Source organism: Gammaproteobacteria bacterium (assembly GCA_035546635.1).
Lineage (GTDB): Bacteria > Pseudomonadota > Gammaproteobacteria > JAURND01 > JAURND01 > DASZWJ01.
Map to the genome: position 1 here is coordinate 40,283 of DASZWJ010000044.1, position 20,316 is coordinate 60,598.

Genomic DNA, 20,316 nt, shown 5'->3' on the forward strand with positions numbered 1-20,316 from the left:
GAAGCTTCTTTAGCGTATTATTTTCCTATAGTAGCTGATGTTTTCCCAATTAAATTGTTTAAACACTTTTCAGCCTCCTTATGTCCTTTTTCTGCTGCGGCTTGATACAGTTCTAAAGCGAATGATTCATCTTTTTGAGTGAACCAACCCTTTTCTTGTGTTATGCCGCATATATAGAGTGATTCGCGGTCGTCCTCATGTACTCCCTGATTTATCCTTGATAGTATTTCCCCGATATAGATTTCACTTTTCTGTTGTAAGTTAGGGCGTATTTCACTGGGGTGTTGAATTGCCTGGTGAAACCACTCAAGAGCTTTTAATAAATCTATCTTGGTGTTTTCTCCTTTATAATAACAACACGCCAACTCACACTGTGCATTTGCATTACCTTGCTGTGCAGCTTGAAGTAAATCAGTAAATAAATCTTTTTTATCGGGTGCTTTGGGTCTGTTATGAATAGGTGTATCTCTGGCTAGGCGTGGTAATGTTTTATCTTTCGGTGTAGAAAGCTGAGTTAGGACAGCGCAGCGTTTTCTTGCTTCTGAATGATTCTGCCCTGCTGCTTTTTGATACCAAGAAATCGCTATGGAGGTGTCTTTTTCAACTAACCAACCTCGCTCATATAGCATGCCTAGCTCGTATTGTATTATTGGATTTGATTTGGCTTTAGTTTCCAGTTGGGTCAATATTTGGGTTTTTAACTGTTGTCCCATAGTTTTTGACAATGTTGAAGGTCTTGCTATCCCTTTCGTAAGCGATTCAGCTGCAAGCAATCGATTTGTTCCAACGCCTTCTCCATTAAAATAGCAGATGGCTAAACCAATTTGTGCTTCGAGTATTCCTCCTTTTGCAGCTTTTTGAAAATTAGTAAATGCGAGCTTTTCGTTTATTGGGGTACCTAGTCCCCACATATAACAAGTTGCTAAATTAGATTGTGCCTTAGGGAAATTTTTTTCAGCAGCGCGCTTTAAATAGTCGAATGCTAAGGAAATATCTACTTGAGTGCCTTTCCCGTCACGATAACAAAGTGCTATTTCGCATTCGGCCTCAGGGCAATGTTGATCGGCCAGTTTTTTTAAGCAGTTAAAACCGGTTTTTTCATCTTTTGGTGTACCAATTCCATGCAAATAAAAAACACCCACCTTGTACTGTGCCTCTATTAAACCGAGCTTTGCTGCTTCATTATTCCAATAAAATGCAGCATTAAGATCTTGATCGGTACCTTGAGCTTCTTCATAACACCCAGCCAAATACAATTGTGACCAGGCATTATTTTGAGCAGCGCCTTGTTTAAAGAATTTAAATGCGGTGTTAAAATCCTTTTTTTCTCGATAACAAAGTCCCAAAAGATCAAATCCAAGTGAACAACCTTGCTCTACGGATTTTTGAAGATGAATGATAGCAGTTTCGAAATTTTTATTAACCCCTTTCCCGTAATAATAACAAAACCCTAAATAAAATTCAGCGAGTGGAAGACCTTGTGCCGCGGCTTTTCGATAAAGTTCCAGCGCTAGCGGAAGATTTTGTTCAACTCCCTGCTTAAAAAAATAATGGTTTCCTAATTCAAATTGCGCATCGGGATTATTTTGTTCTGCAGCTTTAGTCAGCCAGGCAATGGCCTCTTTATCATTTTTAGAAGCACCTTCTCCTTGTTGATAAAATAATCCTAAGTCGAATTGGGCTTGAGAAAAATTGTTTTCTGCAGCTTCTTTACACCAGGTAAATGCTTCTTTCCGGTCTTGTTCTACGCCATAACCATGATAGTAGCATATTGCTAAATTATACTGTGCTGGAGGATATTCTTGTTCTGCTGCCAATCTATACCACGCAGCTGCTGCTTTTTTATCTGGTTTTAAATTAACTAATCCATGTGTATATAAATCCCCTAACGTTTTTTGTGCTGCAGGATCATCTTGGCGTGCTAAATTAAATATTCGCTGTAAACTTCGGTGAGATTTAAGATAAAGTTGTAATGCCTGTTTAGGGTTTAGATCGCTAATTTTTGGATCTGGTTTGCGGAAATTAATAACACCCAGAGAGTAGTCTTTAATCGTTTGAAATGTTCGCTTTTTATCTTCTGGTGAGGGGGGAACTGTGGGTTCTACGCTAGTAGCGGTGCGAGGTTGATCGGTAACAATTTTTTTCTTTTTAGACTTTTTCTCACGAGGTGGTTTTGTTTTGCTTTTATAAATTTTATCTTTGTTTGGTTGTTTGGGAGTTTCTTTTTTAGATATAGCTGCTTCGGAAGCTAGGGATGTCTGCGAAGACGATACTGAAGAGGCAGATGATGAGGCAGTTGATGCTCCAGAGGTAGAGTTTAAAATAGGTATTGGTGAAGTAGTAAAGCTGTCCAATACTTCAAGCTCTTTAGCTTGTGATAAATACGGAACAATAAGATGGCATAATCTTTGTCGCTTTTCATTTTTCTCAGTCAATGAAATTATATCGGCTTTATCATATTTAGAAACTGTCTGTTCTATTTTGTCCATAACATCATCAATACTAAAGCTGTGTTGCCAAGTGTCAATATCGACTATTTCATCAGCATCATCATTTAATTTAATTAAACAAGTGCGTAGAAAATCTTTGCCTGCTGCAATAATACCTTCATGCGTGCTGCCATTATCTTCAATGGATAAGCGTAAATTTTTATGCTGATGTGGCGTAATTACTTTTAAAAAAATATCAACAAAAAATGGTCCAAATCCAAATTCAGGATCTATGAATGAAACGGTAAATTTCTGGTATTTCTTCGGAGATTTTTTGATGTCAGCTAACCTGTCTCTAACCCCTTGCATTAAAACAGTCATATTTTTTATTAAAGGACGTTGTTTTTTTATAGCTGTTTGTAGCACAAGCGGCCAAGATGACGGTTTTTCTCTTCTAGCATAGTGGTGATAAATCAATTGATTAGTTAATTTTAAAAACTCACGATACGAAAAAACAGCCTGGTTTTTTTCAGCACTAATATAAGTTTCTACCTGGTCTGCTAATTTTTTGGATATATCCTTACTGTCTTTGCCTAACTTCGGCTGTCCTAGCCACACGGCACCTAATAAAGCATGGACGATATGCCAGCTTGATTCTCTATCAAGATTTTTCTTTTGGGTTACTAGAAATAACTGTTCAAGCAACTCGTCAAATACTTGAAAATCTTCCTCTGTTAGCTGCGCATATAATAGTTGCCCTTTATTAATTGCGCCTAAATTCAACAAAATTTTGCCAATCGCTTTAGCTTTATTGTCTTCAGATAAATTGTTTTTGCTATCACCTTTAGATTTTGTGGGTTGTTTACAGGTTTCTAATAAGTTGTGTATTGCGGGACGGAATAACTTAAAATCAGTGTCGATACTAGCAGGTTTATAATGGATAAGTGTTTTTGCCACGAACACAACTTCTGATAATATTTGTGGCTCATTAGTGGCCTGTAGGGTTTGCCGCAGGATAAAAAATATTGATTTAAAATCCAATAAGTCATCATCTTGAATTGCTGAAATTTCTATTAAGTATTTTAGTTTGCTGAGTATCTGTTGAAAAGTTCCGGCGTTATCAGTGAATATTGATTTTTCCAGTAGTTTTAATAGAGCATTGATGCTTGTATTCGACAAGCAATCGGAGAGTTGAAAGTTATCAGCGATGCGACACAAATTCGTTAGTAAGCAAGCAGATGTTCTTGTGATAGCTAGCGTTGTTGTAGAAGGAAGGTTGGTTAAACAGTCTAAACTAGATAGGATAATGCGTATGGTTTGTTCATCGATTGGGGAGTATGTAGATAAAGGGGCGACAGTTTTTTCAAGTAATTGTAGGAGATCTGCTACATAGTTTGCTAGTTGTGTTTTGGGCAGTTTTCCAAAATATCCGGTATCTTGCTGGATTAATGCCAGTGTATTGCTAATGCTGAGTATTCTTAGTCTAGGAGTTTCAGCATTTTTTTCCAACCAGAGTTCATAAGGTTTGCCTATATTGCGATCTTTAGTCGAGGATATGAATTGTTGTAATTCTTTTATTGAAGGTGCAGCAGGGGTGGGTAAGATAGTGGGTGACGGTGAAAATTTTTTATCTTTTGATTCAGTTATTGATGTTGATAAACTGGTTTGAATCAACCCGAAACTTTGGTTGATTGTTTCTCTGGTGTCTTTTTTATCCACGCGCTCTCTCCAATACTGATATCTAATTTTAGGCTGAATATTATATGTAATTTTGTCTGAAAGTCTATGTTTTTTTGGCTGATTGAAGTTATCTTTAAATCTAACTGGTGATAAGATGTTATCAGTTGTAGGAGCTGAAAATTAGCAAATTAGTTTGTGAACAAATGATTGGTTGATAGGAGTCTATTTCATGGGAATAAACAAAATAATTAATCCATTGGAAATTATAGCTCGCTTGAATTGGGAGGAAGGTGAGCATCTAGAATTTAAATCCGCGAAAGGAGGAATACCTAAAAGTTTATGGGAAACTTATAGCGCAATGGCGAATACTCAAGGGGGTATTATTTTATTAGGAGTTGAAGATGATGGGGCAGTCAGTGGCGTTCTTGAGCCGGCTAAAATTAAAAAAAATTTCTGGGATGTTATAAATAATCGTGGCAAAGTCAGCGCTAATTTGCTCACTAATGCAGATGTTGTTGAATTGTCATGTGCTTCAGTCCAGATTCTTGCAATTAGGGTGCCACAAGCCAGTCGCTATCAGCGACCTATTTACCTTAATCAAAATCCTTTGACAGGCACTTATCGCCGAACGCATGAAGGAGATTACCATTGTACTGAACAAGAAGTGAGTCGAATGCTTTCAGATCGGGCTGAAGAGCCAGCGGATAGTCGAATATTAGACAACTTTAAGTTTGATGATTTGGATATAACAAGTTTACAGCAATATCGCCAGCGTTTGGCTTCTCACAAACCAATTCATCCCTGGTTAAGTGAGGATGACAAAGGATTATTAACTAAGCTAAATGGTTGGCGGCGCGATCGTAAAACAGAACGAGAAGGATTAACATTGGCGGGACTTCTCATGTTTGGACAAGATGGTGCAATTCGTGATGCGGTTCCTAATTATCATGTAGATTACAGAGAAAAACTTTTAAATGACCCAGCTATTCGTTGGACAGATCGTTTGACCATAGATGGAACTTGGCATGCGAACTTATTTCAATTTTATTTACGAGTGATTCAGCGATTAGCTGCTGATATAAAGTTACCATTTCATTTAGATGAGGCACTGTTCCGCGCTGGAGAGACTGAAGTTCATGCAGCAATACGTGAAACTTTAGTTAATGCATTAATTCATGCTGATTATTATGGAACGGGTGGAATTATTATTGAAAAATTTCCAGACCACTTTGTTTTTTCAAATCCAGGCACCCTTTTAATTTCTCTTGAACAACTTTTGCGTGGAAATGTCAGTGAATGCAGAAATAAGTCCCTGCAGACTATGTTCATGATGATAGGGGCTGCTGAAAAAGCCGGTTCTGGGGTAGATAAAATAATGAAAAGTTGGTCTTCTCAACATTGGCGGTCACCTCTAGTTCGCCAACTGTTCCGGCCAGATCGGGTGGAGTGGCAATTATTAATGATTAGCTTAATCCCTATTGAATCTCTAGAACGCTTAAAGTCACGTTTTGGTGATAAATATCAGAATTTTAATCAAGCCGAGGTGCAAGTGCTGGCAACTGCTGATATTGAGAATTCCGTTGATAATGCGCGTATGCGCCAAATTACCGGGCATCATGCTGCTGATATCACTCGTGTGCTACAGGGCTTAGTAGCTAATGGTGCTCTCATACAAGAGGGTCAAACTCGTGGAAGCAGGTATCGGCTGCCAATGGAACAGGACGTTGTACCTATCTTAGTGAGTACTTCAGATAATCTGCTTGACTCCGTACATAAGCCCCTTGACTCCGTACATAAGCCCCTTGACTCCGTACATAAGCCCCTTGACTCCATACATAAGCCCCTTGACTCCGTACATAGTAAAGCAAATAAGAGTGAGGCTGATGGTCGGTTACAAGCCATTGCGGCTTCTGCTAGGCAGAAACGGCGCTTGGTACGCACTGAAATGGAGACTGTTATATATGAGCTTTGCCAGAATCGCTGGCTGTCGAGAAAGGATTTGGCGGATTTATTAGGTCGTCATTCAGATGGGCTGCGCGCACGTTTCCTATCTCCCATGGTAGAGCATGGTTTGTTGAAATTACGTTATCCAGATAAACCGAATCGAGTTGACCAGGCTTATACCTCAATCACACAGATGAGGACGGAATTGTGCGAGGATGATATGAGTAAATGTTGAGATGCTATTTGAGCAATTTAATTCAATAAATCTTCTGCTGGAATTTACAGGTTAAAATGTGGGTGGTTTATTGCTGTGGGAGTCAACGTTTTTTACAATTAATTCAAATGTAGCTAAAACATCGGAATATTTTTTTGCATGTTTATCAATATAGTGTTTTAAGCCTTGTAGATCATAAGAGCTCAAGGCATCTGCAAACTTTTCTCTCGTTTGAGCATTAAAAGGTATAGTATTAAATTCGGTTGAATATTCTTTGATGCTCTTTAGATAAGCTCCAAGCAAGGAAGAATTGTTATTTTTTTCTTGTTTCATACGATTGATAGCTTTAAGACACTGTTCCAAGCCGGAACTTGGGGTGGAAATTGCTGGTGGATTCATGAAGATTTACCGGTGGCGCGTGGCCCAAAAAGGAAAAAGGATTTTCTTTTTAATAATTCAGGCAGGTTAAGTATATGCGCTATAAACATAGATTTCTCCCAGGATATCAACAGCTATGTTATTAATATTCCCGAAAATCAGCAATAGAGTTGTGGATTTTCCGAGTTAAGCCCCCTGTCACGGGACGACGCGGACATGTGTTACTTTTAAATAATACACAATATATACATTAAGCAATTTTCCTTATTTTATAATAACCCTTTAAATTATGAGGAATGTATTGATGAAAAAAGCGATAATTTTCTGTGTCAGTATTTTAATGTTAAACATAGCAACTGCAGAATCGATTAATATGTCTTTGAATGCGACAAAAAATGCCGCAGGATTAGGTCATGAAATTTTGGCGCTAACTCCAAAAAAGACTTATCAATTTAGTTGTGAATTAACTCCCAAAACAATACCGCCGGCAGGGACTATTTTTCTGGATATTACCTTATGTGCGGTTGATAAAACGCATCATTGTCCTTTTGCCTATTCAGAAGGGCATGCTGACCTTAAACAGCCAGTGATTTATTTTAAATTTACACCGCAGCAACAATATATGGGTGAGAAAACTAATTTTTCTGTCATGATGCAATATATTCCACACGATGATGACCAGACGGCTGTCGCTCGATATCATTTGGCTTGTTATTATATTTGAAGTATCGATGCTGTCATCCTTCGCTGCGCTCAGGATGACAGACGATTGCTCCAGATGACCGTTTAGCCGCCACACCATTTCTCAGGATTCAGCGGCTTACCTTGCTTACGGATTTCAAAATATAAAGCAGGTTGTGAATAACCACCGGATTTACCAACTGTCGCCAGCAACTCACCTGCAGTGACATGATCTCCAACGGCTTTATTCAAACTCGCATTGCGTCCATAGAGAGTCATAAAATTATGGCCGTGATCTACGATTAATAATAAACCATAACCCGCCAGCCACTCGGAAAAAATGACTTTTCCAGGGGCGATGGCGTAGACATTTTGGCCCTCCTTTGCCGCGATAATAACACCATTGGTTTTTAACTCACTGTTATCGATGGGTGAGTTGAAGTGGGAAATGATTTTGCCTTTTGTTGGCCAGTTTAATTTGCCTTGCGCTTGGGAGAAAGATTGATAATGGGTAAAAGCAACGTTAGAAGTGGTGGGCTGTGATTGTAATTTTTGGACTACGGTTTCTAAAGCTTGTTTGTTCGCCTGCAAGACATTTAATTGTTGATATTTCGAGGTAAGGACAGCGTTTAATTGTTGTAAAATTTCTTTACGCTGTTGCTGGTTGGATTTTATTTGCAGGATTTGCTGTTGCTGCTCTGCGAGCAATGTAGATAAGTCCGCGGTATGTTGAATAATTGCTTGTTGATTGATTGAGAGTTGGTTCAAGGTGGTATTGAGCTGATTAATTAGATTAAGTCGTTGCTGAATGAAATAATGATAGTAAGTTAGATTTCTGTTTACTAACGTTATGTCTTCTTGATTCAACAGCATTTTTAGATAATTCTGCTGGCTTAAAAGATAAGCAGCACGAATTTGCTGGGCAATATGTTGTTGCTGTTGCACCAGAGATTTCCGATATTGCAGTTGTTGTTGCTGTAGTGAGGATAAGAGCATTTTTTGTTTGTGGAGTGCAATCGTGTTTTTTTTATGAGCGCTATTAAGTTGTCCTAGATTGGTTTCAGCTTGTGCTAGGGATTGTAGTAATTGTTCACGAGAGGATTGTTGAGTAGTTAAATCCCGTTTTAGATTTTGAATTTGTGTTTGGAGTTGTAATAGGTTTTTGGCGTTATCGGTGGCAAGGGCATGGGTATTTATGCATAAAAGCAGAGCAGCTATTGCCATTTCCCCCCCTTTGAAAAAGGGGGGGAAGGGGGATTTAAAGAGACTTCTTAAGCGATTAAATTTTTTTCTGCTTAAATTTCCTTCGGTCATAAATTTCCCTTAATACCCCCCATTTAAAGGAGGATGTCTTCACTTGGCGCCTAGGCGCAATCAATCGACTACTTGAAACAATGGCTTACCCGTCATTTCCTGCGGTTTTTCCAGTCCCATCAAATTTAGCAACGTGGGTGCGATATCAGATAACACGCCTTCATGGGTGGTAGGAATAGCGTGGCGGCCAATATAAATGACTGGAACTAAGTTGGTGGTATGGGCGGTATGGGGCTGAGCTGTAGCAGGATCATACATGCATTCAGCATTGCCATGATCTGCGGTTATTACGGCTTCACCACTGACAGCCAAAAGTGCAGTAATAATACGTTTCAAACAATGATCGATCGTTTCTATCGCTTTAATTGTTGCATTAAAATCACCAGTATGGCCGACCATATCAGGATTGGCGAAATTGCAAACAATCAGAGAATATTCACGACTTTCTATGGCAGTAATCAAGCGTTCAGTCAGTGCATCGGCGCTCATTTCTGGCTGTAAGTCATAAGTGGCTACTTTTGGGGAAGGAATGAGCTCGCGATCTTCTCCGGGGTAAGGTTTTTCTTCTCCACCATTAAAGAAAAAAGTCACATGTGCGTATTTTTCAGTTTCGGCGATACGCAATTGTCGGTAACCGAGCTTAGAAACATACTCCCCTAAGAAATTTTTTAATGAAGTCGGCGCAAAGGCGACTTCAGCGTTTATATCACTTGCGTATTCAGTTAAGGTCACAAAAGTAGCTAGTATCGGTCGGACTTTGCGTTGAAAACCCGTAAATTGATTATCAGTTAAGGCACGTGTTAATTGTCGGGCGCGGTCAGCGCGGAAATTCATGAACACGACGGCATCACCGTCTTGTAGAATCACCGGCTCTTGACCGGGAGCGTGTATGGCAGTTGGCTGTACGAACTCATCATTTTCACCGCGTGCATAAGCCTCAGCTAAACCTTCAAGCGCTGAGGAAGCATGAAAATCTGTACGGCCTTGGGTTAATAAATCGTAAGCGCGTTCGGTACGCTCCCAGCGCTGATCCCTGTCCATAGCATAATAGCGGCCAATCAGGCTTTTAATGCTGCCGATACCTACTTGCTTAAATGTCTCGTTGATGGCGATTAAAGAAGCTTGTGCTGATTGTGGCGGGGTATCGCGGCCGTCGAGGAAGGCGTGTAAATAAATGGACTTTAATCCACGCTGTGCGGCGAGTTTAATCATAGCCATGATATGTTTTTCATGGCTATGTACGCCGCCTGGAGAGAGTAAGCCCATGATATGCAAGCTGCGCCCGGATTTAAGCAGTTGATCTATGGTGCGAGTCAGCACTGGATTTTCAAAAAATTCTCCTGATTCAATAGCCAGATCAATGCGGGTCAGATCCTGTGGTACTAGACGTCCTGCGCCCATATGCAGATGACCTACTTCTGAATTGCCCATTTGTCCTTTGGGTAATCCCACTGCTAATCCCGAGGCTACGGCTAAAGTGTGTGGATAATCTTGCCATAGATGCTGCCAGAACGGTGCATGGGCGGCGTGGATGGCATTGAATTGTGGATCTTCGCGATAGCCCCAGCCGTCCAGTACGATTAAAACTAAAGGTGCATGAGGAGACAAGTTGGTCATGGGCGTATTCTCGTTGTGATTTAGTAGACGGAGGTAGAGCTAAAGTCAGTGGATTTTAGCGGGAATTGCGGTGGTGTGCACGCGTATTGATATGGGCTTGTGTGTCTAAAATTAGCTAACACCTTTTTCTTTTTCTCTTTTTGGGAAAGGGTGCCTCTCTTAAAGCCTTGGCATTTTCCCTTCTCCCATCCCACAAGAGGATTCCCTTCGGTCACAGACGGGAGAAGGGAAAAAGGTGTTGGACTAATTTAGAGGAGAATGCGGCGCTACTGCTTCGCCAGACCAATCACCCCACAAGCGACACGCGCGCCGGAATTACCTGCCGGTTGAGATTTAAAATCATCTACATCTTTGTGGACGACGACACTGCGTCCGATAATAGCGTCAGTACCGCTTAACATGATGATTTTGTCGGTACGCTCGTAGTGAGCTTTTCCTGAAGCATCTGCAGAGAGGTTACCAAGGTCACCTTCGTGGCGGAGTTTGTCTTCGGGACCGGCATGGGACATATGCAGAGGATTGAAATGCCCGCCGGCGGACATCGCATCAGGTGCGCTGCAATCCCCGAATTCATGGATATGAAAACCATGTTCACCTTGTGGCAGTCCTGAAACATCAGCAACGATTTTTATGCCATCTTTTACTTTGGAAAAAGTGACAATTCCGGTAACGGTATTACCTTGGGTAGGTGTCAAGACGTCTATTGCCTGAGTTGTAGGCTGAGCTATGGCCATGCTGCTGATGGTCAAAGTAGCTACTAAAGAGATGATGCGGAAAGTTTGGTGAATGGGGTTTTTCATAAGAACTGCTCCTTGGTGGTGGTGTAATGCTCTCTCTTTTTTTCCGAACTGGCAGCCCGGAAAAGATGAATAGCATAGAAAGCGTCGCTGCCTAGGCAGAAAGAGGGAGGGAAAAAGTGTGAAACTCACAGCGGCGTATGCAGTTTCTGAATAGCTTGTTGAATATCGCCTGTCACTAATTCCGGCAAAATCGAAAAACTCTGCTGTATCGCCTCTGTAATTAAGCACTTATCCTGCTTGGAGGGGGGGGCTAAAACATAGTTAAGTACTTCACTGCGTTGCCCAGGATGCCCTATGCCTATGCGCAGACGGTTAAAACGGTCAGTGCTGAGATGCTGCATAATATCGCGTAAGCCATTATGTCCGCCATGACCACCCTGCTCTTTGAAACGTATGGTGCCGGCAGGGAAATCCAGCTCATCATGTGCGACTAAAATGGCTTCGGGTGGAATTTGATAAAACTGGCTGAAAGCACGCACAGATTGGCCGCTGGCGTTCATAAAGGTGGTTGGCAATAGCAGCCAACCACGTTGGCCTTGAAAACTGAAGGGGGCGGCTTTCCCATGAAACTTGGTTTCTACAAGTAGCTTTATGCCCCATTCAGTGGCTAATTGTTCTACAAACCATGCACCCGCATTATGGCGAGTATTTACATATTTTTCGCCGGGGTTACCAAGGCCTACGATTAAGCGGATGGCACTGTGTGCTGAAGACAAGCTTAAGCCTCACCTTCTTCAGGTTTTTCTTCTTCCTTACCAACCAGTGGCACTTCAGCAGGTGGTGCGACCACGGTTTCAGGTTCTTCAACTACATGTGGGCGGTGGATGTTGACCACAGGGCGGTCATCGTTATGCAATAGCGCAATCAATTCCACACCTTTAGGTGTCTTAAGCTCAGATAGGTGAATGGACTCATCAATTTTTAATTCCGCAAGGTCCACCTCAATAAATTCAGGTAGATCGCTGGGTAAGCAGCGGATTTCCACTTCATTCAGTAAGTGGGAAATTTGTCCGCCATCTAATTTGACTCCAGGTGCGGTGTCTTCATTGACAAAGCGCAAAGGTACGTGCATATGCAGCTTTTCAGTGGCGCTGACACGCAAGAAATCTGCATGCAGAATTTGCGGTTTGCTGGGGTGGCGCTGCAGGTCTTTTAGCACTACTTTTTCATGAGAGTTACCAATGTTCAATGTCAGAATATGTGAATAAAACGCCTGGTTTTTCAGGGCATTGTTGAAATGATGATGCAAAATAGTGATGGATTTAGGCTCTTTGCCTGCGCCATAAATTATAGCTGGAACTTTATTGTCTACGCGGCGTAGACGGCGGCTAGCACCTTTGCCCGCTTGTTCTCGTATTTCGGCTGAAAGCTCAAACTTGTCCGCCATGGGATTCTCCTCAAAACTGTTCTGAATAAAAAGTGAGGCGGCATTTTACACGCGTTTTTAGGAAAAAAGATACTATTTTTTAAGTGGAGGCTGTAATCTGTATAGCATCTTAATCAAGATGCCAGCACTGATTTTTATAAAATAATAATAAAAAAGGTGAGATAATGACAGATGAAAAGAAGAATAATAGTTTTGTAACAGAGATAAGAGATCAAAAAAAACGCGGCATTCCCAGTTTTAATCAAACCATAGCTGGGATATTTCTAACAAATCCTGAATGGGTTATAACGCATCCGATATTGCTTTGTTCATCCTTCCTACCCGTAACATTGCCTGAAACAGAGCTGCAAAGTGCTGTCTACGCATTAATCCTACTGCTTGTGGGGTTTACTCTAGAAGGTGAAGTATCGGGATTCGTGTCAGCACAAATACTGCGACAAGTGTTGCAAAAGGATGAAAAACTGCTGTTTGAACGGGCGAGAAAAGTTATTGATGAATGTGAAAAGCAAATAAATCTTTTTCTAAAGGGGCAATTGCCTCAGCAATTTGCAGAAGATGAGTTCAAAGCAACAAAGTCTTTTAAGCATATTAGAAGCGTAGTGAATTACTTGCAACGCTTATGGTTCGCTATGGAAAAAATATCTTCTCATTTAACTAATGATCCAATATGGTTGGATTATATAAACCTATTTTTAAAAAGGATCGATGAAGTTGGACAATTGACTCAGGGAGTCAGTGTATATTCCTCTCCCATTGAGGAGCAACAGATGCAGGAACCGCAGGGCTATGCGCGTTTTCCATTTGGGAGTGCCCCATCAGAAGAAAAAAAGAATAAATTCAGAATATTTGCTGAAGTTGAATTGGCTGCATCGGATGTATCCAAGAAAACACCAGGATGAGGGATGTGGTTGTAAAATGAATGATTAAAATTCGCAAAAAAGGCGTAATTTCCTGCATTGTGTGGTAAAATATCTTGTTTTGAAAACCACAGCAGCTAAGGCCTTTTGAGCCCCAGGAGTCACCCGATTTATGCAGAATTCAGACACAGAAACCGCCACTATGCCAGATGAACAAACCGCCTACGATTCTACCAGTATCAAAGTCTATAAAGGTTTGGATGCTGTGCGCAAACGACCAGGGATGTATATTGGTGATACCGATGATGGCACTGGTCTGCATCATATGGTGTTTGAAGTGGTGGATAACTCCATAGACGAGGCTTTGGCGGGTTTCTGTAATGATATCTCTGTCACTATCCATACCGACAACTCCGTCACCGTCAAAGATAACGGCCGCGGTATCCCCACCGGCATGCATGAGGAGGAAGGCAAATCCGCTGCTGAAGTCATCATGACCGTGCTGCATGCCGGCGGTAAGTTTGACAACAATGCTTATAAAGTGTCTGGCGGCTTGCACGGTGTTGGGATATCGGTAGTCAATGCTTTATCTTCTGAGCTCCACCTCACTATCCGTCAGCATGGCAAAGTATATGCCCAGACCTATCGCCTAGGTGTCCCTGATGAGCCGTTAAAGGCTGTGGGTGAAACCGATACCACCGGCACTGAAGTCCGCTTCCGCCCTAGCCTTGATACTTTTAGCAATGTAATCGAATACCAATATGATATCCTAGCCAAACGTCTGCGTGAATTGGCCTTCCTCAATTCGGGAGTGCGGATTCGTCTCTTGGATGAGCGTTCCGGCAAACAGGATGATTTCTGTTATCAGGGCGGTATTCAGGCTTTCGTCGAATTGCTCAATACCAATAAAATCGCAGTTAATACCCCTATTATCTATTTCTCCAGTATCCAAGATGGCATCACGGTCGAGTTTGCCATGCAATGGAACGATGGCTTCCAGGAAAATGTCTTTTGTTTTACCAATAATATCCCCCAGCGTGATGGTGGCTCTCATTTGGCGGGTTTCCGCGCAGGTTTGACCCGTACGATTAATAATTACCTGGAAAAAGAAGGCTATAATAAAAAAGCCAAGATCACGACGACGGGTGATGATATTCGCGAAGGTCTGACCTGTGTGTTATCGGTCAAAGTACCCGATCCTAAATTTTCTTCACAAACCAAGGATAAACTGGTTTCTTCCGAAGTGAAACCGGTAGTAGAAACCATTGTTTCCGATAAGTTGGAAGAGTATTTGCTAGAAAAGCCACAGCAAGCCAAAGCGATTGTATTGAAAATCATCGATGCAGCACGTGCCCGTGAAGCGGCTCGCAAAGCCCGCGATATGACGCGCCGCAAAAACGTGCTAGATCTAGCCGGTTTACCAGGTAAATTAGCCGACTGTCAGGAAACTGATCCAGCACAATCTGAAATATTTATCGTTGAGGGTGATTCTGCAGGCGGTTCTGCTAAACAGGCACGCGATCGTAAGAATCAGGCCATTTTGCCGCTTAAGGGTAAAATTCTTAATGTTGAAAAGGCGCGTTTTGATCGTATGTTATCTTCTCAAGAGGTGGCAACGCTCATCACGGCCTTGGGCTGCGGTATTGGCCGGGAAGAATATAATCCGGATAAATTGCGTTATCACCGTATTGTGATTATGACGGATGCCGATGTTGATGGTGCGCATATTCGCACCTTGCTATTGACGTTTTTTTACCGTCATATGGCGGAATTAATCGAACGCGGCCATGTGTACATTGCGCAGCCGCCGTTATACAAAGTTAAAAAAGGTAAGCAAGAGCAATACATTAAAGATGATGAAGCGCTGAGTCATTATTTATTGCAGCTGGGCACCAATGGCGTGAGTTTATTCTTGAGTGAAAACGCTCAACCACTGACTGATAACGCATTCTCTGAGCTGCTTGCCCATTACCAGGTGGGTCTGGCCACGGTTTCGCGTTTATCGCGACGCTATCCGCGCGTTGTGCTGGAGCAGTTGTTAGATATGCCGGTATTAACGCTGGAAGATTTACAAAATCATGCGACAGTATCCGCTTGGGCGTCGCAATTGCAGCATAAACTCACGGGCGGTAAGACGGCGTTACAAAATGCGGCCGCTTATCAAGTGTCAGTAGAAGAAAATCGCGAACGCCATATCTTTGTTCCCGCGATCTCTATCACCCATCACGGTGCGACAACTGTGCATGAGTTAAATTATGATTTCTTTACTTCCGGTGATTATGGCTATTTGGGAGAGCTGTACCAGAAAACTGGTGACTTGCTAGATAAAGGCGCTTATCTGCAAAAAGGCGAATACCGGCAATCGGTCAGCTGTTTTGGCGATGTGTTTACCTGGGCTATGACGGAAGCGAAAAAAGGTTTCACCATACAGCGTTACAAAGGTCTTGGTGAAATGAACCCCGAACAGCTTTGGGAAACCACCATGGATCCCAGCATCCGTCGTTTATTACGCGTCAGTGTGGAAGATGCAGTTGCAGCGGATCAGATTTTCAATACGTTAATGGGCGATCAAGTAGAACCGCGTCGAGCATTTATTGAAGATAATGCTTTGGCGGCGGTTAATGTGGATGTGTAGAAGAGCTTAGCCATCATATAATCCTTCTCCCACAAGGGGAGAAGGATTATGCACTAGATTTTTTGCAGTATTCCAATTTGACAAACTATGGCTGCAGACTCTAAAAGAAAGTTCCTCAGAGCCCCCTTCTAAAACCATTCAAATAAATCGATCTTTTAAATTTGCATCAAATTGTTAAAGAGAGTTAAAGCAAAAAAATTATCAAATTTAGAAGATATTAAGCAGGAAATATCCTCAACATCCAAATTCACATTAAAGAATCAATATGCAGTCAGATGAGATACAAAAAATAAAAACCTATTTGCTGGCTTTGCAGGAAACCATTTGTTCTACGCTTTCTGCATTAGAGCCAGATACTGCTTTTATCCAAGATATATGGCAGCGTCCCGAAGGTGGTGAGGGTCGTACCCATGCCTTATCAGGAGGCGCCGTGATTGAAAAATGCGGTGTAAATTTCTCTCATGTCTGGGGTGAACAATTGCCTGCTTCTGCCACCAGCAAGCGCCCAGAATTGGCAGGAGGTGGTTTTGAAGCCTTGGGATTATCTATCATCATTCATCCACGCAATCCTTATGTACCCACCACCCATTTTAACCTACGTTTTTTTTCTGCAAACAATCTACAAGATGAACCGGTATGGTGGTTTGGGGGTGGATTTGATTTAACCCCCTATTATGGATTTGTGGAAGATTGTGTACATTGGCATCAAACCGCCAAAAAAGCTTGCGAGCCTTTTGGAGAAGATCTCTACCCGCGTTTTAAACAATGGGCAGATGAATACTTTTATATTAAACACCGTAAAGAACATCGTGGCATAGGTGGGCTATTTTTTGATGATTTACGCCTAAATGATTTTGCTTTGAGTTTTGCGTTTGCGCAAAGTATCGGTGAGCATTTTCTGCCAGCCTATATTCCTATCGTCAAGCGCCGCATGCAGTTGCCCTATGGTGAGCGTGAGCGTGATTTTCAGAATTACCGGCGCGGTCGTTATGTGGAGTTTAATTTAGTTTACGATAGAGGGACTTTATTTGGTCTACAATTTGGAGGGCGGACAGAATCCATTTTGATCTCGCTGCCGCCGGAAGTGATTTGGCGTTATGATTGGAACTTGCCGAAAAACAGCGTTGAAACACAATTGTGTGAAGATTTTCTAGTAGCCCGAGATTGGGTATAGCTTTGTGATTACATCTTATCTTTTGCCGCCCTTCCGCGTCGATTAATCAGTCTCTTATCCAGCGCCAGCCTTATTAAAGCATGAAGGGATTGGCTTGTCTGTATTTTTTTTGCACAGAGAGCTTATGGACTACATCCTTATCAAAAGTGGTATGGTTTAATAGTAATAGATAAATTGTTTAGGAAAGTAACTTCTTCATTTCCAGGGACGGAGCCAGGGATGGTAATTTATTTAACCATAGGGCTTCGAGGTTTTGGAGTGTCAATTTTTCTCTAAGAGGAAAATAGCAATCCAAAAACGACTACGAGTCCAAAAATTTTGCGAATTTTTATTAAAAAATTACAATTTGCATTATAATAAAAATTATATGAGCAAAGATAAGATTAAAATTTTCGCAAAGGAGACTGGCAAATGATGAATTCCACTTCGATCCCTTTAGCACCCACCCCCACTTCAGTTTTAGATACCGACCCGCAATCAAGTCCTGCAGCGCGAGGTAGCCGATTAATCGTTTTGCGCCATATGGCTAGACTGACCCGTAAGCAATTTGCAGAAAAGCATGGTATCAGCGCCAATACCATTCAATCTTGGGAATCCGGCAAGTATGGTGGTTTAACCTCACGCGGAGTACAACGGTTATTGCCCATTCTCCATAAAGAAGGAATCTATTGCACGGCCGAGTGGTTATTGCATGGAGTAGGCAACCCGCCGCAATTGACTAATTCTCAATTCCTTGGCCTGTGTGAAACGCCAGCGATCTATGAGGTTTCTGAATGCGAGGAAGAAGGCAGTAACACGGATGCTAATATTACCCGGGAGTTATTAACCTTCAGAAGTGTCAATCCTAACACCATTGATTTGATTGTGAGCGATGATGGTATGGAGCCTTGGTTTAAAAAAGGTGATTATGTGGCGGGAATTCGTCGAACAGGCGCTAATATTCGCTATTTGGGCGGATTGGATTGCATTGTGCAAACCAGCAATAATGAAGTCTTATTGCGGCGATTGAAGCATAATAGAAAGTCAGGTTTTTATGATCTGCTCTGTGTGAATCCAGATACAGAGGTTGCCATAACTACGCTATATGCGCAGTCATTGGTTTGTGCTGCCCCGGTCGTCTGGCATCGAACCAAAGATATATGGCCAAAATAACTAGTCGCTGACGCGAAACTCAACTCCTTCTTGTGGGAGAAGGTGCGGAAGGCGGATGAGGGGTAAGTTTGGGTCAGCACAAACTAAGCTAAAGCCCACGAGATTTACCCCTCATCCGCCCTAGCGGGCACCTTCTCCCACAAGGGGAGAAGGAATTTAGCATTTTTACCGGACACTAGTGCGCCTTCGCGGGAATGACATCCAATTTTTTGAGTTTCGCGTCAGCGACTAACGATACGAATATTCCTTTCTCTTTGATTAGCTAAGCATGAGTTATGGTCTTATAATAGCAGAATAAACAACCATAAAATTTCTAAATCTTAACAGACAAGCAGACGCAAATGATGCAATATATCAATTTAGCAGCGTATAAATTTATCAGGCTGCAACCAGAAAAATTAGTTTTATTACAAAGCCAGCTGAAACAAAAAACGTTAGAGTATGGAATTAAAGGCACTATTTTATTAAGCCCAGAAGGAATCAATTTATTTCTCGCTGGAGCATTTAACGCAATGAAATCCTTGCAGGAATTTCTCAATACCCTGCCAGAGATTGCTAATCTACAATATAAAACTAGCGAATCCAGTCACATCCCATTTAAGCGTATGATTGTGCGGATTAAAAAGGAAATTATCACCATGAAAACTGACGGTATTCAACCTGAAAGCTATACGGCCCCTTATATTGAACCCGCACAATTAAAAGACTGGTTTGACAGCAATAAGCCTATGGTGTTGCTGGATACTCGCAATGATTTTGAATTCAACATGGGTAGTTTTGTGAATGCCATACATCTTGATATCAAAAGCTTCAGTGATTTTCCCGAGGCAACTTCTTCTTTACCAACATCAGCAAAAAATCAGACAGTGGTCACTTTTTGCACTGGCGGTATACGTTGTGAAAAAGCGGCTGCTTATTTATTGAAGCAGGGCTTTACCGATGTCTGGCAATTACGCGATGGTATTTTAGGTTATTTTGAACAATGTGGTGGTGAATATTTTCAGGGAAATTGTTTTGTATTTGATAATCGGATTGCATTAGACTCACAATTACGTGAAGCTGAAATGTAACTATCAAGGATTTTTATATGCCCAACTCTATTAGAAAAATGCTGGAAGGTTATCAATTATTCAGAGAGAAATATGCCTCTGGCGATAATTCGGTTATGCAATATCTTTCTAATTATGGCCAAAAGCCTGAGATTATGGTGGTTTCATGCTGTGATTCTCGGGTGGACCCAGCTTTGATATTGCAATGTGACCCAGGTGATTTGTTTGTGGTGCGGAATGTGGCCAATATCATCCCGCCTTTTGAAAAAGATGAAGCGCATCATGGTACCAGTGCCGCATTAGAATTCGGCATAGAATTCCTAAAAGTTAAGCATCTTATTTTATGGGGCCATAGCCAATGCGGCGGGATTCAAATGTTATTAAATGGTGGTGATTTAAAAAATGATTTTATTTCCAACTGGGTGTCATTGATAAAAACAAACCATAATAATTTAAGCATGGATGCAGATGAGTATGCTAAGTTAGCACTTAAACACTCCTTGCAAAATTGTCTGACTTTTCCTTGGATTAAAGAAAAGATTATGCAGAAAACCTTAAATATTTATTTGTGGTTTTTTGATGTCAAAGCGGGTCAGTTATTTAGCTATTCGGATTCTCAAGGAAAATTTGAGCCGCTTTTTACTCGGAAGGTTTGAGTGCTGTAATCAATCACCGGTACCACTTTTTCCCAGACTGATGATTGGTGTGGGCGTCCCGCTGGAATTTATTTCTGGCGTTTTAGCTATGCTGCATAAACAGTTTATTATTGCTGTATCGATGATGTGCACTCTCCCCTTTTTATTGTCTTCAGGTTCGATAAAGACCATCATGTCTGTTAACCCTAAGCCTGCCAGCGATTTTTCTAAATCAACTCTACATTTCTCTACTATTTTTTCATCTAAGGGGTGATGAGATATCGCTTCATTTCCACTTCGTATTAATTGCAAAGTTTGTGCAGATTGCATTATTTCAGGAGATTTTTGAATTTTATCAATAATCGTCACT

At 41.5% G+C, this 20,316-nt stretch carries 16 protein-coding genes and 1 pseudogene; 8 read left to right on the forward strand and 9 right to left on the reverse strand.

Annotated elements, in window-relative coordinates:
• Nucleotides 1-17: 17 nt before the first annotated feature.
• Nucleotides 18-4,148 carry an SEL1-like repeat protein gene (locus tag VHE99_11770; GenBank protein ID HVV69687.1) on the reverse strand — a complete coding sequence of 1,377 codons (4,131 nt, stop codon included), beginning with the start codon at nt 4,146-4,148 and terminating at the stop codon, nt 18-20.
• A 190-nt stretch (nt 4,149-4,338) separates the two neighbouring features.
• Here VHE99_11770 and VHE99_11775 point away from each other — a divergent pair, with 190 nt between their 5' ends.
• Complete coding sequence (locus VHE99_11775; GenBank protein HVV69688.1) at nt 4,339-6,288, forward strand: RNA-binding domain-containing protein; 1,950 nt, start codon at nt 4,339-4,341, stop codon at nt 6,286-6,288.
• Between the two features lie 51 nt (nt 6,289-6,339).
• On the opposite strand, the gene VHE99_11780 is transcribed toward VHE99_11775, so the two are convergent.
• Both VHE99_11780 and VHE99_11785 read right to left on the reverse strand, forming a co-directional pair.
• Nucleotides 6,340-6,666, reverse strand: a complete 327-nt coding sequence (locus tag VHE99_11780) for a hypothetical protein (GenBank protein HVV69689.1) — start codon at nt 6,664-6,666, stop codon at nt 6,340-6,342.
• Nucleotides 6,666-6,755: pseudogene (locus VHE99_11785) on the reverse strand (hypothetical protein). The gene VHE99_11780 and the pseudogene VHE99_11785 overlap by 1 nt, the downstream one beginning before the upstream one ends.
• A gap of 194 nt (nt 6,756-6,949) precedes the next feature.
• Here VHE99_11785 and VHE99_11790 point away from each other — a divergent pair.
• Complete coding sequence (locus tag VHE99_11790) at nt 6,950-7,369, forward strand: hypothetical protein (protein ID HVV69690.1); 420 nt, start codon at nt 6,950-6,952, stop codon at nt 7,367-7,369.
• Nucleotides 7,370-7,431: 62 nt separating this feature from the next.
• On the opposite strand, the gene VHE99_11795 is transcribed toward VHE99_11790, so the two are convergent.
• The 5 genes from VHE99_11795 to VHE99_11815 form a co-directional block, all read right to left on the reverse strand.
• Nucleotides 7,432-8,550 (reverse strand): peptidoglycan DD-metalloendopeptidase family protein, encoded by a 1,119-nt coding sequence (locus tag VHE99_11795; GenBank protein HVV69691.1) that lies wholly within the window; start codon nt 8,548-8,550, stop codon nt 7,432-7,434.
• A 150-nt stretch (nt 8,551-8,700) separates the two neighbouring features.
• Nucleotides 8,701-10,257, reverse strand: a complete 1,557-nt coding sequence (gpmI, locus tag VHE99_11800; protein HVV69692.1) for a 2,3-bisphosphoglycerate-independent phosphoglycerate mutase — start codon at nt 10,255-10,257, stop codon at nt 8,701-8,703.
• Nucleotides 10,258-10,523: 266 nt separating this feature from the next.
• Complete coding sequence (locus VHE99_11805; GenBank protein HVV69693.1) at nt 10,524-11,057, reverse strand: superoxide dismutase family protein; 534 nt, start codon at nt 11,055-11,057, stop codon at nt 10,524-10,526.
• A 125-nt stretch (nt 11,058-11,182) separates the two neighbouring features.
• The gene (gene pth / locus VHE99_11810) at nt 11,183-11,773 is read right to left on the reverse strand and encodes an aminoacyl-tRNA hydrolase (GenBank protein HVV69694.1); all 591 of its coding nucleotides are present in this window, start codon (nt 11,771-11,773) and stop codon (nt 11,183-11,185) included.
• Nucleotides 11,774-11,775: 2 nt separating this feature from the next.
• On the reverse strand, nt 11,776-12,444 hold the full coding sequence (locus VHE99_11815; GenBank protein ID HVV69695.1) for a 50S ribosomal protein L25/general stress protein Ctc: 669 nt from the start codon (nt 12,442-12,444) through the stop codon (nt 11,776-11,778).
• A gap of 164 nt (nt 12,445-12,608) precedes the next feature.
• Here VHE99_11815 and VHE99_11820 point away from each other — a divergent pair, with 164 nt between their 5' ends.
• From VHE99_11820 to VHE99_11845, 6 genes are all read left to right on the forward strand, one after another.
• Entirely contained in the window at nt 12,609-13,343 is a 735-nt protein-coding gene (locus VHE99_11820) for a hypothetical protein (protein ID HVV69696.1), read from the forward strand.
• A gap of 160 nt (nt 13,344-13,503) precedes the next feature.
• Entirely contained in the window at nt 13,504-15,936 is a 2,433-nt protein-coding gene (gyrB, locus tag VHE99_11825; protein ID HVV69697.1) for a DNA topoisomerase (ATP-hydrolyzing) subunit B, read from the forward strand.
• Nucleotides 15,937-16,201: 265 nt separating this feature from the next.
• Nucleotides 16,202-17,110: an oxygen-dependent coproporphyrinogen oxidase gene (gene hemF, locus VHE99_11830; protein ID HVV69698.1), complete on the forward strand. Its 909-nt coding sequence runs from the start codon at nt 16,202-16,204 to the stop codon at nt 17,108-17,110.
• 411 nt (nt 17,111-17,521) lie between these two features.
• The gene (locus VHE99_11835) at nt 17,522-18,262 is read left to right on the forward strand and encodes a hypothetical protein (GenBank protein ID HVV69699.1); all 741 of its coding nucleotides are present in this window, start codon (nt 17,522-17,524) and stop codon (nt 18,260-18,262) included.
• 341 nt (nt 18,263-18,603) lie between these two features.
• Complete coding sequence (locus tag VHE99_11840) at nt 18,604-19,332, forward strand: rhodanese-like domain-containing protein (GenBank protein HVV69700.1); 729 nt, start codon at nt 18,604-18,606, stop codon at nt 19,330-19,332.
• Nucleotides 19,333-19,349: 17 nt separating this feature from the next.
• Complete coding sequence (locus VHE99_11845; protein HVV69701.1) at nt 19,350-19,967, forward strand: carbonic anhydrase; 618 nt, start codon at nt 19,350-19,352, stop codon at nt 19,965-19,967.
• Between the two features lie 9 nt (nt 19,968-19,976).
• Here VHE99_11845 and VHE99_11850 read toward each other — a convergent pair whose 3' ends face one another.
• Nucleotides 19,977-20,315 carry a hypothetical protein gene (locus VHE99_11850; protein ID HVV69702.1) on the reverse strand — a complete coding sequence of 113 codons (339 nt, stop codon included), beginning with the start codon at nt 20,313-20,315 and terminating at the stop codon, nt 19,977-19,979.
• Between the last annotated feature and the right edge of the window lies 1 nt (nt 20,316).

Bases quoted from the DNA above. Each gene is read 5' to 3' on its own strand.
- VHE99_11775 (HVV69688.1), top strand. From the start codon at position 4,339: ATGGGAATAAACAAAATAATTAATCCATTGGAAATTATAGCTCGCTTG.
- VHE99_11780 (HVV69689.1), bottom strand. From the start codon at position 6,666: ATGAATCCACCAGCAATTTCCACCCCAAGTTCCGGCTTGGAACAGTGT.
- VHE99_11790 (HVV69690.1), top strand. From the start codon at position 6,950: ATGAAAAAAGCGATAATTTTCTGTGTCAGTATTTTAATGTTAAACATA.
- VHE99_11795 (HVV69691.1), bottom strand. From the start codon at position 8,550: ATGGCAATAGCTGCTCTGCTTTTATGCATAAATACCCATGCCCTTGCC.
- gpmI (HVV69692.1), bottom strand. From the start codon at position 10,257: ATGACCAACTTGTCTCCTCATGCACCTTTAGTTTTAATCGTACTGGAC.
- VHE99_11805 (HVV69693.1), bottom strand. From the start codon at position 11,057: ATGAAAAACCCCATTCACCAAACTTTCCGCATCATCTCTTTAGTAGCT.
- VHE99_11815 (HVV69695.1), bottom strand. From the start codon at position 12,444: ATGGCGGACAAGTTTGAGCTTTCAGCCGAAATACGAGAACAAGCGGGC.
- VHE99_11820 (HVV69696.1), top strand. From the start codon at position 12,609: ATGACAGATGAAAAGAAGAATAATAGTTTTGTAACAGAGATAAGAGAT.
- gyrB (HVV69697.1), top strand. From the start codon at position 13,504: ATGCCAGATGAACAAACCGCCTACGATTCTACCAGTATCAAAGTCTAT.
- hemF (HVV69698.1), top strand. From the start codon at position 16,202: ATGCAGTCAGATGAGATACAAAAAATAAAAACCTATTTGCTGGCTTTG.
- VHE99_11835 (HVV69699.1), top strand. From the start codon at position 17,522: ATGATGAATTCCACTTCGATCCCTTTAGCACCCACCCCCACTTCAGTT.
- VHE99_11840 (HVV69700.1), top strand. From the start codon at position 18,604: ATGATGCAATATATCAATTTAGCAGCGTATAAATTTATCAGGCTGCAA.
- VHE99_11845 (HVV69701.1), top strand. From the start codon at position 19,350: ATGCCCAACTCTATTAGAAAAATGCTGGAAGGTTATCAATTATTCAGA.